The sequence below is a fragment of the Streptomyces sp. OZ13 genome (genome assembly GCF_052068155.1).
In the GTDB taxonomy this organism is placed as follows: Bacteria; Actinomycetota; Actinomycetes; order Streptomycetales; family Streptomycetaceae; genus Streptomyces.
Genome location: NZ_JBQHCZ010000004.1, coordinates 394,092 through 406,838 on the forward strand (window position 1 = coordinate 394,092; position 12,747 = coordinate 406,838).

The following is a 12,747-nucleotide window of genomic DNA, read 5'->3' on the forward strand; positions in this document are numbered from 1 at the left end:
TCATGACCGGCTTCACGGTCGCGCTGCTGGTTGTCGTCGCCGTCGCGGGTCTCCTGCGGTGGCGGCGCCCCGCCTGGTACTGGCTGACCTTCGGCGTCACTCTGGCCACGCTGCGGGTCCTGGTCCGCTACGGCTCGGTCATGGAAGCGTGCGGGCTGACCGTCCCGCCGCCGCGCTGGCGGCTCGCCCTCGCTCGAATGGCCGGCCGTCCGGCTCCCGAGTCGCGTGCGCCGCGCATCCTGCGGCTCCGCCCGACCCGGACCGGCCTGGTGCTGCGGCTGGGGCTTCGACCTGGTCAGGACGCGTTCGACGTGGCTGCCTCGTGTGACCGGCTGCGGCACTCGTTCGCCATGTACGGCGTCACCTCGCGTGAGATCCGCTCGGGTGTGGTCGAGCTGCGGATGACCGGCTACGACGTCCTTGCTCAGGTGCAGATGCCCGTCAAGGTCGACCGCACGCCGATGCGCGTCCCCGTCGCGTTGCGCGAGGACGGAGCCGTTCACTACCGCGACTACCGCACCACCCCGCACGCCCTGACTGTCGGGGCAACGAAGTCCGGCAAGTCCGTCTACCAGCGCAACCTGGTCGCCGAACTCGCCGCTCAGGACGTGGCCTTGGTCGGCATCGACTGCAAGCAAGGGGTGGAGCTGTTCCCGCTGGCCCGCCGGTTCTCCGCGCTGGCCGACAACCCCGACACCGCCGCCGACCTCCTCGACGCACTCGTCACGCACATGGAGGGCGTCTACCAACTGATCCGCGCCGACCAGCGCATCACCGCCGACATCCCCGACGCAGAGATCGCCGCCGACATCTGGGACCTCCCCGACCACCTGCGTCCGACCCCGATCGTCCTGCTCGTTGACGAGGTCGCCGAACTCGCCCTATTCGCCACCAAGGAAGAGGAGAAGCGCAGGGACCGCATCATCACCGCGCTCGCCCGCCTAGCCCAGCTCGGCCGCGCCGCCGGCATCTATCTGGAGATCTGCGGACAGCGCTTCGGCTCCGAACTCGGTAAGGGCATCACTATGCTCCGCGCCCAGCTCACCGCCCGCACCGCCCACCGCGTCAACGACGAGACCAGCGCGAATATGGCCTTCGGCGACATCGCCCCCGACGCCGTCCTGGCCGCCATTTCCATCCCGACCGACACCCCCGGCCTCGCCGTCACCGGCGACTCGACCGGCGGCTGGGCCCGCATCCGCACCCCGCACACCTCGATGCGCCAGGCCGTCAACGCCTGTAACCGGCACGCCCACCGCACCCCGGATCTGCCCGGCCTCGCCGCTTTCCGGCCCGAGCTGCCGCCCACGGTCTCGCTCGTCAAGATCCCGGCCCAGTCCGAGGCACCCGCCTCCGTCTGACCCTTCCCGCACCCGGTCGGTGCGACCGCCTCGCGCCGCTTCCCTACCCCCGCCATGCCCAACGCCCTGCAAAGGAGGTGAAGACATGACCCGCAAGCTGCGCGTCGACGCCGTCCTGGTGCAAGCCGTGATCGCCGGGGCCCTGTCCTTCGCCCACCTGCACGACCTCGCCGCCGCTGCCGGACAGACCGGATGGAAGGCCTGGGCCTACCCGGTCAGTGTCGACCTGCTCCTGGTCGCCGCCTGGCGTCGGCTGCGCAACGACGGCCCGTCCCGGCTCGCCTGGTGCTGGTTTCTGATCGCGCTGGTCGCCTCGCTCGGCGCGAACGTCGCCACCGCCGGATTCCTCGACCTGGCCCACCCGCCCGCCTGGCTGCGCTTCGGTATCGCCGGATGGCCCGCGCTCGCTTTCCTCGGCGGCACGCTCCTCGCCCACTCACCCGCGGCGAGTGCCCCCGAGCCGGAACCGGTCGAGGTGGTGCCGGCCGAACCGGAGCCCGCTCCCGAACCGGAGCCCGCTCCCGAGCCGGAGCCCGCTCCCGAGCCGGAGCCCGCTCCCGAGCCGGAGCCCGCTCCCGAGCCGGAGCCCGCTCCCGAGCCGGAGCCCGTCGCCGAGCCGGAGCCTGCCGCGGCCCTGCCCGCAGCAGCCGAGCCCGCTTTCGTCCCGGCTCCGCCGGTCCCGGCCGCGCTGGTCGACCACGCCCGCAAGGTCGCTGACGACCACCACGCCCGGACCGGTTCACCGATCGACACCGACACCCTGCGCGCCCGCCTCGGCGTCCCGGCCCCGATGGCTGACGCCATCGCCGCCCAACTCGCCTGATCAGAAAGGACGACCGCGATGCCCGCCCGCGACCACTTCCACTCCGTCATGCGGATCGGCCCCGTGCAGATCGGCACCCACCGCGACCGGCACGGCCGCACCAAGCACGCCGCCGTCTGCACCGCTGACCGCTGCGGCTGGTCCGCCGACTTCTCCAACTCCTCGGCCGCCCAGCTCGCCGCCCGCACCCACCGCTGCCGCCTCACCGACTGAACGGGAGACCACCGCCATGGACGTTCCGCTCTGGCTCGCCCTGATCGTCGTCGGCGCCCTCGGCATCAAGCTCATCCGCCCGCCCTGGTGGCTCGTCGCCGTGCTCCTCCTCGGCGGCTTCCTCCTCGCCGACAGCCTCCTGGCCCCCGTCATCGACACCGCCGTCAGCAAGTAGCCCACCGCAGAAAGGAGAAGCACCCATGTTCCGACCGAAGATCCCCACCATGCCGACCCCGACCGGCATCGTCACCCCGCCCGCCGTCGAGCCGACCGCGATCGTCCAGCACACCCCCGCCCCGGCCCCGGTCCCCGTCGTCCCAGCGGCACCGGCCCGGCCCACGGTCCAGCTCACCCCCGGCACCGCGCTCGCCCTCGTCGGTGGCGGCACCGCCGTGGTCCTCGTCGTCGGCGCGGTCCTGGTCTCGGTGCTCCTGGCGGTCGCCGTCACCGCGGCCTCAGTCGCCGTGTGCGCTCTCGTCGTCCGCTCGCTCATGAGCCAGCAGCACAAGCACCGCTGACCGGCCCCCGGGGCGGCCTCAACCGCCAAGTCGTGCCCGCCCCGGGAGCCGTGCCCCAACCCATCGCAAAGGACAAGAAGGGACACCCATCATGGCCCAGCCCACCACCGCCACCGTGCGGGTCTGCTCGCACTGCGACGGCTTCCCCACCGTCCGCGTCACCCTCGGCGGCCGCGACCGACACGGAATCCTGCGCAGCATCACCGTCCACTGCCCGGCCTGCCACGGCACCGGCACCCGCCCCGTCCGCACCGCACAGCTGGTCGGGGGCCGGGCATGAACGACATCACCGTCACCGCGCACCTGACCACCGACACCCGCACACGCGTCGTCGTCTTCGCGGACCACGAATTCGTGAGCCTCCGGATCGGCGGCGGCCCGGTCGACGTCGCGCTCATCGCCCCCGCCGGCACCGCCGACATCCTGCGCGCCATCTCCGCCGCCGCCGACCAGGCCGCCCGCGAACTCGACGCCCTGCCGGACCTCGACGAGGAGAGCGCGTGAACAACACCGCCACCGCGGCGGGCCTGGACCCGGCCACCCTGGACGATGTCCTCCGGGTGGCCGGGTCCCCCGGCTTCGACCGCTGGAAAGACCAGGTGCACCGCACCGGCGGCTGCTCCGACCCCATCCACTTGACCGGCTGGACCCTCGCCAAGGACCGCACGACGGGCGAGACGCTGCGCCGGTACTCCACCGACACCGAACCGGACGGACGGCTCCGCGTCGCATGCGGCAACCGCCGCGCCTCCCGCTGCCCCACCTGCGCCTACACCTACGCCGGGGACACCTACCACCTCATCCGCGCGGGCCTGGCCGGAGACGAGTCCAAGGACATCCCGGCCACCGTCCGCGACCACCCCCGCGTCTTCGCCACCCTCACCGCGCCCTCCTTCGGGCCCGTGCACAACCGGCCCGACCGGGGCGTCTGCCGCTGCGGCACCCGCCACCTCGAGGACGACCCCGCCCTGGGCACCGCCCTCGACCCGGCCACCTACGACTACGCCGGGACGGTCCTGTTCAACAACCACGCCGGGCAGCTCTGGCAGCGCTTCACCACCCGCCTGCGCCGCGAGATCGCCGCCCGCGCCGGACTCACCCAACGCGAACTGAAAGACGTACTGCGCCTCTCCTACGGCAAGGTCGCCGAGTTCCAAAAGCGCGGCGCGATCCACTTCCATGCCGTGATCCGCCTCGACGGACCGGACGGCCCCGACACCGCCCCGCCGTCTTGGGCCACGGTGCAGCTGCTCGACGACTCGATCCGCGCGGCTGTCGCCCACTCGTACACCTCGGTCACGGTCCCGGCCGCCGGGGACCAGCCCCGCCGGCCTTTCCGCTGGGGCAGCCAGATCGACATCCGACCGGTCAAGGCCTTCGGCGACGGCTCCGACATCACCGAACAAGCGGTGGCCTCCTACGTCGCCAAGTACGCCACCAAAGCGGCCGAGTCGACCGGCAGCCTCGACCGACGCATCGGGAACCGGGAAGTCCTCGACCTCCTGGACGTGCCCGACCACCCCCGCCGCCTCATCGAGGCATGCCTCGACCTCGCACCCCTCTACCCGGACCGGAAGCTCGGGGCCTGGGCGCACATGCTCGGCTTCCGCGGCCACTTCTCCACCAAATCCCGCCGCTACTCCACCACCCTCGGCGCCCTCCGGCAGATCCGCGCCGACTACCGCGCCGCCCAGGACCACGACGCCCTCGGCGACCCGGACACCGTCCTGGTCCTCGCCTCCTGGGAGTACGCCGGACACGGCCACACCCCCGGCGAATCCGCCCTCGCCGCCACCATCGCCCGAGACATCCAACTCAACCGCGAAACCGCCCGCGAAGCCCTCGCCGACCTGGAAGGAGAACGGTCGTGAGTGACCTCCTGCTGACCGTCGAGCAAGCCGCCGAACGCCTCGGCACTACCGCCCGTTTCCCTCGGCGGCTCATCGCCGAACGGCGGATCGCCTTCGTCAAGGTCGGCCGACATGTGCGGATCGCGGAAAGCGTGCTGTACGCCTACATCGACGGCAACACCGTCCAGCCCATCCGCCGCCGTCGTGCCCGCTACGGAAGGGCTGCCTGATGGCCAACAAGAAGGGCACCCGCCGGCGCTTCGGTGCCGTCCGTCAGTACCGGTCCGGCCGCTGGACCGCGAGCTATCGGGGCCCGGACGGGCAGGAGTTCCGAGCGCCCGAGACCTTCGAGACCAAGAAGGATGCTGAGGTCTGGCTGTCCCAGATCGAGGCGGACCTGACGCGCGGCAACTGGCAGGACCCGGACGCCGGTGCCGTGAACTTCAAGGAGTACGCGCTCCAGTGGGTCGACGAACGCGGCCTGTCCGCGACAACCGATGAGCTGTACCGCCGACTCCTGCGGCTGCATCTGCTGCCCACCTTCGAGGACCTGGACCTCGATGAGATCACCGCGCCTCGCGTCCGTACCTGGCGGGCCGAGCGGCTGACGTCCACCGGGGCCGCCACGACCGTGGCCAAGTCGTACCGGCTCCTCAAGGCCATCATGGAGACCGCGGTCGACGACGAGCTGATCCGCCGCAATCCCTGCCGCATCAAGGGTGCTGGCAAGGAGTCGTCCGCAGAACGGCAGATCGCCACCGTCGACCAGGTCGACGCGCTCGCCGACGCCCTCGGTCCTCGCTGGCGGCTGATGGTCTACCTCGGCGCGTACGGTCCGATGCGGCCGGAGGAGCAAGCCGAGCTGCGGCGCAAGGATGTCGACCTGGACGCGATGACCGTCCGCGTCCGCATGGCCGCGCCCGAGCTGACGACCGGGCGTCGCGCTCCTGGCGACACCAAGTCGGAGGCGGGCAAGCGGCTCGTGGTTCTGCCGGCCTTTCTGCGGACCGACCTTCGTCGGCATCTCGACTGGTACGCGGAGAAGGGACCGGACGGACTTCTGTTCGTGGGGGAGAAGGGCAAGCCGTTCCGGCGCTCCACCTTCGGGCGGAAGTGGCGTCGGGCCCGCGCCCTCGTCGGCATGCCGGACGGCTTCCGCTTCTACGATCTTCGTCACACCGGCCGCACCCTCGCGACCCGCTCCGGGGCCACGCTCAAGGACACGATGGTCCGCGCAGGGCAGTCCTCGGAGAAGGCCGCGCTGATCTATCAGCACTCCGACTTGGACCGGCAGCAGGAAGTTGCAAGCGGGCTGGATCAGCTGGTGCGCGCCGCCCGCCAGAAGGGCAAGGAGAAGCCTTCTGGTGCGGATCTGGTGCAAGGCGCTTAGCGCGGTCCAGACAACAGATAAGGCCCGGGTCTATGACCTGGGCCTTCTGCGTGGAGCGGGTGACGGGAATCGAACCCGCGCTCTGAGCTTGGGAAGCTCATGTTCTACCATTAAACTACACCCGCACAGCGCACCGGTGATCGGTGCCGCATCGTCGCACACTCTACCTCATCACTCGCCCCACGGTGTATTTCGCCGCGGGGCGTTCGTGTTCCTCGGGTCATGGACACGGGTGCGGAGCGCGGGAGTTGAGGCGTACCGTGGCGGGCGGAGTGCCGCGTGCGGTGGTGTCCTGGGTATCCCCTAATGTGAGGTTCGTCCGCATTCGTTGGGGAAGGGGCCTGATGGACCTGATGGAGCGCACGGTCGTCCGCTGTGCCGAGGGGCATGTGTTCAGTACCGCTTCGTTTCCGATGCAGCAGCTCGGGGCGGACCGGATCGGGCCGGGGCGGCTCATCCGGTGTCCGCGCTGCGCTCGGCTGAGGAGCGCCGTGCCCGTGGGGAACGGGCAGCAGGGGCAGCAGGACGGGCGATAGGCGCAGGCGACAGCAGTGCCAGGGGCGCGCGGGCAGGTGTCCGATTGGGGACGGCCCGCGCGCTCTGCGTATCCTCGGGGCGTGCTTCTCTCAGACAAGGACATCCGGGCCGAGATCGACGCCGGGCGCGTGCGCATCGATCCGTATGACGAATCCATGGTGCAGCCCTCGAGCATCGATGTGCGGCTGGACCGCTACTTCCGGGTGTTCGAGAATCACCGCTACCCCCACATCGACCCCGCCGTCGAGCAGGCCGACCTGACGCGGCTCGTCGAACCGGAGGGGGACGAGGCGTTCATCCTGCATCCCGGCGAGTTCGTGCTGGCGTCGACCTACGAGGTCATCTCGCTGCCCGACGACCTCGCGTCGAGGCTGGAGGGCAAGTCCAGTCTCGGGCGGCTCGGTCTGGTGACGCACTCGACGGCCGGCTTCATCGACCCCGGTTTCTCCGGGCATGTCACGCTCGAGCTGTCGAACCTCGCCACGCTGCCGATCAAGCTCTGGCCGGGCATGAAGATCGGGCAGCTGTGCATGTTCCGGCTCAGCTCTCCCGCGGAGGAGCCGTACGGGAGCGCGCGCTACGGCTCCCGCTACCAGGGGCAGCGGGGGCCGACGGCCTCGCGGTCGTTCATGAATTTCCATCGGACGCAGGTGTGAGGACCTTCAGCGCATGAGTGACGTACGCGAGAACCTGACTTACGAGAAGTTCGGCGGGGCGATCCGCGAGCTGGCGCAGACGATCGCCGACGACGGGTACGAGCCCGATGTCGTGCTGTCCATCGCCCGCGGCGGTGTGTTCGTGGCCGGCGGACTGGCGTACGCGCTGGACTGCAAGAACATCCACCTGGTGAACGTGGAGTTCTACACCGGTGTGGGGACCACGCTGGAGATGCCGGTCATGCTGGCGCCGGTGCCCAACGCCATCGACTTCTCCAACAAGAAGGTCCTCATCGCGGACGACGTCGCCGACACCGGCAAGACGCTCAAGCTCGTCCACGACTTCTGCCTCGACCATGTCGCCGAGGTGCGCAGCGCGGTGATCTACGAGAAGTCGCACTCCCTCGTGAAGTGCGAGTACGTGTGGAAGCGGACCGACGACTGGATCAACTTCCCCTGGAGCGTGTTGCCTCCCGTGCGTAAGGCGGGCGAGCCCATCACGCCTTCCAGGGAAGCGCTGTAGCCCTGGGCTCAGCCCTGAGCCGGGGAGACACAACGGACGCGCGGCACCACGTTTTCCGGGCGGAACGGTGAGCCTGCTGGGCATGCTCATGGGCGAGACGATCCGCTGACCTCGCGGAGTGCTGACCGCCTGTCTCCCGATTGATCGCCGTCCCTGTGGCTCGCGGTCATGTCCTCGACACGGCCTTCAGGCCACTGTGTCGAGGACGATCGGTCTCACTGCCGGAAGTGGTCGTATCGAGACGGCGAGCAGACCTGGCCTTCCAGGACGACGCCACCGGCCGCACCCGCAGTGGAGCCGGTCGGTTCATGTGTGAGCTGCGTCTCCCACGCCGCCCAACTACCCGCCATGTCCTGGTTGGCCGGCTGCGGTCCCGCCGGCTGCTGTTGCTGTTCGTGAGAAGCAGCCTCGGCTGCGTGGGAGCCGGCGCTCTCACTCCGCTTACGGTGGCGCCCCTTGGTCGCGGCACCGCCGTTTCCGCGCAGCATTCCCTGCGTGGACAACTCCTTCAGCCGCGCGACGACGCTTGCCACGTCGGTGCCGATCTGGGCGGCGAGCACATGCAGATCGACCCCCTGGCTCCATCCGATGCTGAGCGCAGCGTCCAGCTCTGCGGACCATTCGGCGGCCCGACGGTTCTCGTCGGACGCCGTCGGCTCGTCGAGCATGTCGCCGGCAACGATCCGCGCATTGGTCTTGCCGACCTCGCGGCGCGCTGATCTCACCTCGCGTTCGGGCAGGCCCAACAGGTCGGCTGTGGACCTGTCCCGTCCCACGGTGACGGCGAGGGCTGCCAGTAAGCGGCTGCGGTGCATCTGTGCTTCTCGTAACGCTTCCTCCACCAACCTGACCCGTTTGTCATGCAAACAGAACTCTTCCGCCAGTGCTTTGTGCCGACTCCAGGACTGCTGCGGATCCATGATTGGGACAACGTTTTTCCTGGGGGGAATGTGCTGGTCAGTGGTGGATTGTCACTCGAAAGTGGCCTCGTGTGATCATGCCTGCGAGATTTTCCCGGGGCATAGCCACTGCGCCGGCGCGCGTCAGTGATCGCGCGAAACCGGTCCGTCGGAAACGGCGTCGGCCGCTGACATCTACGCCCCGGCGCGTTGTTCGGTCCCGTTGCCTCGGGGGGCGGCCATCCGTCTGCGAGGTGGGAAGACGCTGAGCCGACCGCAGCCGCCCGCATAGACCGGCGCGGCTCGCGAACGTCCGAGCGAGAGAAAACCGAAGACCGGACCACCCCTGGCCTGAACGGCATCCGGGGTGGTCCGGTCGTGGAAGTTCTCCTCAGGGCCCGGTGCCGCCCACCTGTCCTGACCGGACAGCGGACGGGCCCGAAGACCCTGCCGGGGCCTGACCTCCATCAGGCCCCGCACCTCCTGGCCACCCGGGCCGGCGCCTGTCGGCGCCCCACCGCGGGCGGCCCTACGACATCACCTGGCGAAGCGCTGTCAGGCGATGCTGTTGAACTTGGTGCCCTCACCCGCGTACAGAGTCGTCGTCTGCCGGGTGAACGGGGCTGTCGTCGAGCCCGTCGAGCGGTAGACGTACGTGCCGTTCGCGCCGTGGGCGATCAGATCGGGGCGTCCGTCGGCGGTGACGTCGCCGGCTCCGACAAGGTGGGAGAAGGCGTTCCAGCCGGCGCCGATCTTGACGCGGGGGGTGTAGCCGCCCGTGCCGTTGCCCTCGTAGAGCCAGAGGACACCGGAGGTGTCACGGGCGACGACGTCGCCGGCCGCGCTGCCCGCGATGTCGCCGACAGCGGTGATCTGGTTGTAGATGCCCCAGCCCCAGCCTGCCTTCACGCGGGGCGCGAAGGGGGCGGACCAGCTGCCGGTGCCCTTGTAGAGCCACAGGACGCCGGAGGTGTCGGTGGCGAGGAGGTCGGGGCGTCCGTCGCCGGTGAGGTCGCTGCCGGCGGCGATCTTGTTGTAGATCTGCCAGCCGGAGCCGACCTTGACGCGGGTCGCGAACGTGCCGTCGCCCTTGCCCAGGTACAGCCAGAGGACGCCCGAGGTGTCGCGGGCGACGAGGTCGCCCGCCGGGGCGCCGGCGAGGTTCCCCGCGGCCTCGATCTGGTTGTAGATCTGCCAACCGGCGCCGATCTTCGTCCGCTTGGCGGTGGTGACCTGGCTGCCCGACGGCCAGTCGAAGAGGTCGTCACGCCACAGCACACCGGAGGCGTCCCGCGCGAGGACGTCCGTCGAGCCGTTGTCGTTGAAGTCGTGCGGGTTGGCCTGGCGCGAGACCTGGAAGCTTCCCGAGGCGGTGGCCGGGGCGCCGACGCCGTCGTTCGAGGTCGCGGTGATCTGCCAGGTGTAGGCGCCGTTCGGGGCGCTGATGCCGTCCAGGACACCGTCCCAGGCGAAGTCGAAGCGGCTGTCGGAGACCGGCTGGGACAGGTGCTGGGTGAGCTTCTTGCCGGTGGCCGTGTGCGTGAGCGTGAGGTCGACGGTGGCGTTCGCGCGGGACAGCGTCCATTCCATCGGGACCGCGGTGCCCGCCGTCTCCAGGTTCACCGCGGTGGGGACCTTCGACCCGGTCACCTGGACGGCCATGGCCCGGCCCGTGTCGGCCACGAGCGTGGCGCTCGGGCGACCGTCGTCCCCCACCCGGATCCGGAACAGCCCGTCGGCGTCGGCCGTGCTGCCGCGCACGAGCAGACCGCCGTCGGGAGCGTGGGCCACGCTGGAGTAGTCCTCCAGGAGCCTGTACGGGGCGGCGGTGGAGTCCTTGATGCTCCGGGCGTACAGCGGGCTCGAGGTCTCGTCGGTCGCCTGGCCCGGCACCCCGTAGAGCAGCGTGTCCCGGACGATGCCGGCGATGGCGGCGCCGCTCATGGAGCTGTCCATGGCGAATCTCGGGTGGGCGTACGTCCCGTCCACGGCGATCTCGGTGATCCCGCTCCGGTACTGGACCCACGCCTCGTAGTCGGCCGTGTAGGCGCCCGTCGAGGCCTGCTTCCACGGAGCGACGTTCCCCCTGCTGCCCCATTCGATGGGCTCGTCGCTGTTGACGGTCGTGCGCGTCAGCCAGTACTCGGTCCGGAAGGTCGACGAGTTCGGGAACACCCGGTTGCTGCTCAGGACGAGCATGACGTCGCTCGTGGAGGCGATGACCTTGAAGTCCATGCCGTAGGAGTTGGACGAACGCTTCGTCTTCCTGGCCAGCCCGTCGACGGGGGTGAGCTGCCACAACTCGTGGTAGTCCGCGGTGGTCGGAACACGCACGAAGAGGTTCTCGCCGACCACGCCGACGAGCTTCGCCCCCGGCTTGAACTCGGCCGCGAGGTCGAAGGACGCGGACAGGGTGGCGCCTTCCCGCATGTCCTGCAGGAAGACCGTGCTGCCGCCGTCACTGGTCACGACGATGTCGGACCCGCTGTCGTGGCCCGTGGTGCCCGTGGTGATCGGCACCACCGAGCCGTCGGCGTACTTGTGCCACTCCAGGACCGTGTTGCCGGAGTCGTCCTTCCGGGACGTGAGGTAGCCGGTGTCGCCGGTGCTGACGATCTCGGCGCCGAGGGGCAGATTCGTCTCGGCGGTGGCGCCGGTGGTGGTGGCACCGGCGGTGGTGGCGGCCACGGCAGCGGGAGCGGCCACCGCCCCGGGCGAGGCCATGACGCCGGCACCGACCGTCACGGCGAGCACGGTGGCGACGGAGGCGCCGAGACGGCGTCGGGTGGTGCGTACGGAAGCCAAGGAAGTCCCTCCTGATCGAGCGGTACGCACATCAGTGCGCACCGCTCGATCAGACTGACGGTGAGGAGAGGTGGTTGTACGAGTTCCGCTTGTTTCCTGAGAGGAACGAGTGGCCTGTGCGCGCGGCAGGCCCCTCGGGCGAAGTGTCATACGAACAAGCTGGTCAGGACGGCACGTACGAGGAAGGGCCCGCCGGTAGCCGGCGGGCCCTCCTTCATGTGTGCGGGTCTCAGATCGTGCCGAGCTTGATGATCGACAACAGCGCGATCAGCTGGATGGCCGACGCGCCCAGCGCCTTCGGCCACGGCAGGTCGTGCGACTTGCTCACCATCGAGGTGAACAGCGCGCCCGCCGCCAGCCAGGTCACCCAACCGAGCACCTGGACCAGGGAGTTCTCGCCGCCGAGGAACATGGCGAAGACGAGGCGTGGCGCGTCGGTGATCGACATGATCAGCATGGAGAGGCCGACCGTCGGCTGCCAGGCGCCGTCCCCGCCGAGCTGGCGGGCCAGGGTGTGCGTCACCGCGCCGAGCACCAGGCCGCTGATGACGAACGCGACACCGGTGATCAGCACGTACGGGATCGCGTTGGAAAGCGTCGCGTTGATGACCTCCTGGCGCGGCTCGTCGAATCCGAAGATCGCGAGCATGCCGTAGAGGAAGGTGACGACGAGCGCCGGACCCCAGACCGCGTAGTCGCGCATCTGAAGGAACGTCGGCCCGGGCCGCAGCACGATGCCGCTGAGGAGCTGCTTCCAGTGCAGACGCGGGCCCACCGGGGCCGCCGGCGCGGCGCCGGCGCGGTAGGCCCCGCCGTCACCGTAGGGGTCGTCGTTCACGCTGAACATCTGCGTGTGGCCGGGGTTGTTGGCCGCGTACGGGTCCTGCGGCGGGGCGTACTGGGGGTGCGGATCGCCGAAGTACTCCGGCTCGCCGTACCCGCCGCCACCTTGGGGTGCCGCGCCATGCCGGGGCGCGCCGCCGGCGGGCGGCCACTGCTGCTGTTGCCCGTACGGCGGCGGGGCCGGCCGGCCACCTCCCTGGTAGGGGGGCGGCGCCTGCGGTGCCTGCTGCCGTTGAGGGGTGCGGTTGTCCCGGCCGCGTCCGATCCTGAATCCAGCCACGTAATCGAACGTACCCGGTCCGCGAGCGCGAGGGGGCGGCGGACCGGGG

General features: G+C 70.2%; 16 protein-coding genes and 1 tRNA gene. 13 read left to right on the forward strand and 4 right to left on the reverse strand.

Annotated elements, in window-relative coordinates; translation table 11 throughout:
* The first annotated feature begins 2 nt into the window (after positions 1-2).
* The 10 genes from ACTMTU_RS12105 to ACTMTU_RS12150 all read left to right on the forward strand — a co-directional run bounded on the left by ACTMTU_RS12105 (position 3) and on the right by ACTMTU_RS12150 (position 6,155).
* Positions 3-1,361 (forward strand): FtsK/SpoIIIE domain-containing protein, encoded by a 1,359-nt coding sequence (locus ACTMTU_RS12105; RefSeq protein WP_441263477.1) that lies wholly within the window; start codon positions 3-5, stop codon positions 1,359-1,361.
* An 85-nt stretch (positions 1,362-1,446) separates the two neighbouring features.
* Entirely contained in the window at positions 1,447-2,184 is a 738-nt protein-coding gene (locus ACTMTU_RS12110) for a DUF2637 domain-containing protein (RefSeq protein WP_441263478.1), read from the forward strand.
* A gap of 18 nt (positions 2,185-2,202) precedes the next feature.
* Positions 2,203-2,397: a mobile element transfer protein gene (locus tag ACTMTU_RS12115; RefSeq protein ID WP_441263479.1), complete on the forward strand. Its 195-nt coding sequence runs from the start codon at positions 2,203-2,205 to the stop codon at positions 2,395-2,397.
* 16 nt (positions 2,398-2,413) lie between these two features.
* Positions 2,414-2,572: a hypothetical protein gene (locus ACTMTU_RS12120; RefSeq protein ID WP_441263480.1), complete on the forward strand. Its 159-nt coding sequence runs from the start codon at positions 2,414-2,416 to the stop codon at positions 2,570-2,572.
* Between the two features lie 25 nt (positions 2,573-2,597).
* Complete coding sequence (locus tag ACTMTU_RS12125; protein ID WP_441263481.1) at positions 2,598-2,915, forward strand: SpdD-like protein; 318 nt, start codon at positions 2,598-2,600, stop codon at positions 2,913-2,915.
* 91 nt (positions 2,916-3,006) lie between these two features.
* On the forward strand, positions 3,007-3,195 hold the full coding sequence (locus tag ACTMTU_RS12130) for a hypothetical protein (protein WP_441263482.1): 189 nt from the start codon (positions 3,007-3,009) through the stop codon (positions 3,193-3,195).
* Positions 3,192-3,419 (forward strand): hypothetical protein, encoded by a 228-nt coding sequence (locus ACTMTU_RS12135; protein WP_441263483.1) that lies wholly within the window; start codon positions 3,192-3,194, stop codon positions 3,417-3,419. Before ACTMTU_RS12130 ends, ACTMTU_RS12135 begins: the two co-directional genes overlap by 4 nt.
* Entirely contained in the window at positions 3,416-4,786 is a 1,371-nt protein-coding gene (gene repSA / locus ACTMTU_RS12140; RefSeq protein ID WP_441263484.1) for a replication initiator protein RepSA, read from the forward strand. The genes ACTMTU_RS12135 and repSA overlap by 4 nt, the downstream gene beginning before the upstream one ends.
* Positions 4,783-4,995: an excisionase family DNA-binding protein gene (locus tag ACTMTU_RS12145; protein ID WP_441263485.1), complete on the forward strand. Its 213-nt coding sequence runs from the start codon at positions 4,783-4,785 to the stop codon at positions 4,993-4,995. The genes repSA and ACTMTU_RS12145 overlap by 4 nt, the downstream gene beginning before the upstream one ends.
* On the forward strand, positions 4,995-6,155 hold the full coding sequence (locus tag ACTMTU_RS12150) for a tyrosine-type recombinase/integrase (protein WP_441263486.1): 1,161 nt from the start codon (positions 4,995-4,997) through the stop codon (positions 6,153-6,155). The genes ACTMTU_RS12145 and ACTMTU_RS12150 overlap by 1 nt, the downstream gene beginning before the upstream one ends.
* A gap of 51 nt (positions 6,156-6,206) precedes the next feature.
* Here ACTMTU_RS12150 and ACTMTU_RS12155 read toward each other — a convergent pair.
* Positions 6,207-6,280 (reverse strand) — tRNA-Gly (locus ACTMTU_RS12155).
* 219 nt (positions 6,281-6,499) lie between these two features.
* Between ACTMTU_RS12155 and ACTMTU_RS12160 the strand changes: the two genes are divergently transcribed.
* The 3 genes from ACTMTU_RS12160 (at position 6,500) to ACTMTU_RS12170 (ending at position 7,871) form a co-directional block, all read left to right on the forward strand.
* On the forward strand, positions 6,500-6,691 hold the full coding sequence (locus ACTMTU_RS12160) for a hypothetical protein (RefSeq protein WP_441263487.1): 192 nt from the start codon (positions 6,500-6,502) through the stop codon (positions 6,689-6,691).
* Positions 6,692-6,772: 81 nt separating this feature from the next.
* Positions 6,773-7,348, forward strand: a complete 576-nt coding sequence (gene dcd / locus ACTMTU_RS12165) for a dCTP deaminase (RefSeq protein WP_005314571.1) — start codon at positions 6,773-6,775, stop codon at positions 7,346-7,348.
* A gap of 13 nt (positions 7,349-7,361) precedes the next feature.
* Positions 7,362-7,871 carry a phosphoribosyltransferase gene (locus ACTMTU_RS12170; RefSeq protein WP_441263488.1) on the forward strand — a complete coding sequence of 170 codons (510 nt, stop codon included), beginning with the start codon at positions 7,362-7,364 and terminating at the stop codon, positions 7,869-7,871.
* Between the two features lie 215 nt (positions 7,872-8,086).
* Here ACTMTU_RS12170 and ACTMTU_RS12175 read toward each other — a convergent pair whose 3' ends face one another.
* The 3 genes from ACTMTU_RS12175 to ACTMTU_RS12185 form a co-directional block, all read right to left on the reverse strand.
* Positions 8,087-8,791, reverse strand: a complete 705-nt coding sequence (locus tag ACTMTU_RS12175; RefSeq protein WP_441263489.1) for a hypothetical protein — start codon at positions 8,789-8,791, stop codon at positions 8,087-8,089.
* Between the two features lie 534 nt (positions 8,792-9,325).
* The gene (locus ACTMTU_RS12180) at positions 9,326-11,575 is read right to left on the reverse strand and encodes an FG-GAP repeat domain-containing protein (RefSeq protein ID WP_441263490.1); all 2,250 of its coding nucleotides are present in this window, start codon (positions 11,573-11,575) and stop codon (positions 9,326-9,328) included.
* Positions 11,576-11,804: 229 nt separating this feature from the next.
* Complete coding sequence (locus ACTMTU_RS12185; RefSeq protein ID WP_441263491.1) at positions 11,805-12,698, reverse strand: YIP1 family protein; 894 nt, start codon at positions 12,696-12,698, stop codon at positions 11,805-11,807.
* Between the last annotated feature and the right edge of the window lie 49 nt (positions 12,699-12,747).

What these genes read in the sequence shown, in the direction of transcription:
- ACTMTU_RS12120 (WP_441263480.1), top strand. Translation starts at nt 2,414, where the DNA reads ATGGACGTTCCGCTCTGGCTCGCCCTGATCGTCGTCGGCGCCCTCGGC.
- ACTMTU_RS12110 (WP_441263478.1), top strand. Translation starts at nt 1,447, where the DNA reads ATGACCCGCAAGCTGCGCGTCGACGCCGTCCTGGTGCAAGCCGTGATC.
- ACTMTU_RS12105 (WP_441263477.1), top strand. Translation starts at nt 3, where the DNA reads ATGACCGGCTTCACGGTCGCGCTGCTGGTTGTCGTCGCCGTCGCGGGT.
- ACTMTU_RS12150 (WP_441263486.1), top strand. Translation starts at nt 4,995, where the DNA reads ATGGCCAACAAGAAGGGCACCCGCCGGCGCTTCGGTGCCGTCCGTCAG.
- ACTMTU_RS12160 (WP_441263487.1), top strand. Translation starts at nt 6,500, where the DNA reads ATGGACCTGATGGAGCGCACGGTCGTCCGCTGTGCCGAGGGGCATGTG.
- ACTMTU_RS12170 (WP_441263488.1), top strand. Translation starts at nt 7,362, where the DNA reads ATGAGTGACGTACGCGAGAACCTGACTTACGAGAAGTTCGGCGGGGCG.
- ACTMTU_RS12175 (WP_441263489.1), bottom strand. Translation starts at nt 8,791, where the DNA reads ATGGATCCGCAGCAGTCCTGGAGTCGGCACAAAGCACTGGCGGAAGAG.
- ACTMTU_RS12135 (WP_441263483.1), top strand. Translation starts at nt 3,192, where the DNA reads ATGAACGACATCACCGTCACCGCGCACCTGACCACCGACACCCGCACA.
- ACTMTU_RS12130 (WP_441263482.1), top strand. Translation starts at nt 3,007, where the DNA reads ATGGCCCAGCCCACCACCGCCACCGTGCGGGTCTGCTCGCACTGCGAC.
- ACTMTU_RS12115 (WP_441263479.1), top strand. Translation starts at nt 2,203, where the DNA reads ATGCCCGCCCGCGACCACTTCCACTCCGTCATGCGGATCGGCCCCGTG.
- ACTMTU_RS12125 (WP_441263481.1), top strand. Translation starts at nt 2,598, where the DNA reads ATGTTCCGACCGAAGATCCCCACCATGCCGACCCCGACCGGCATCGTC.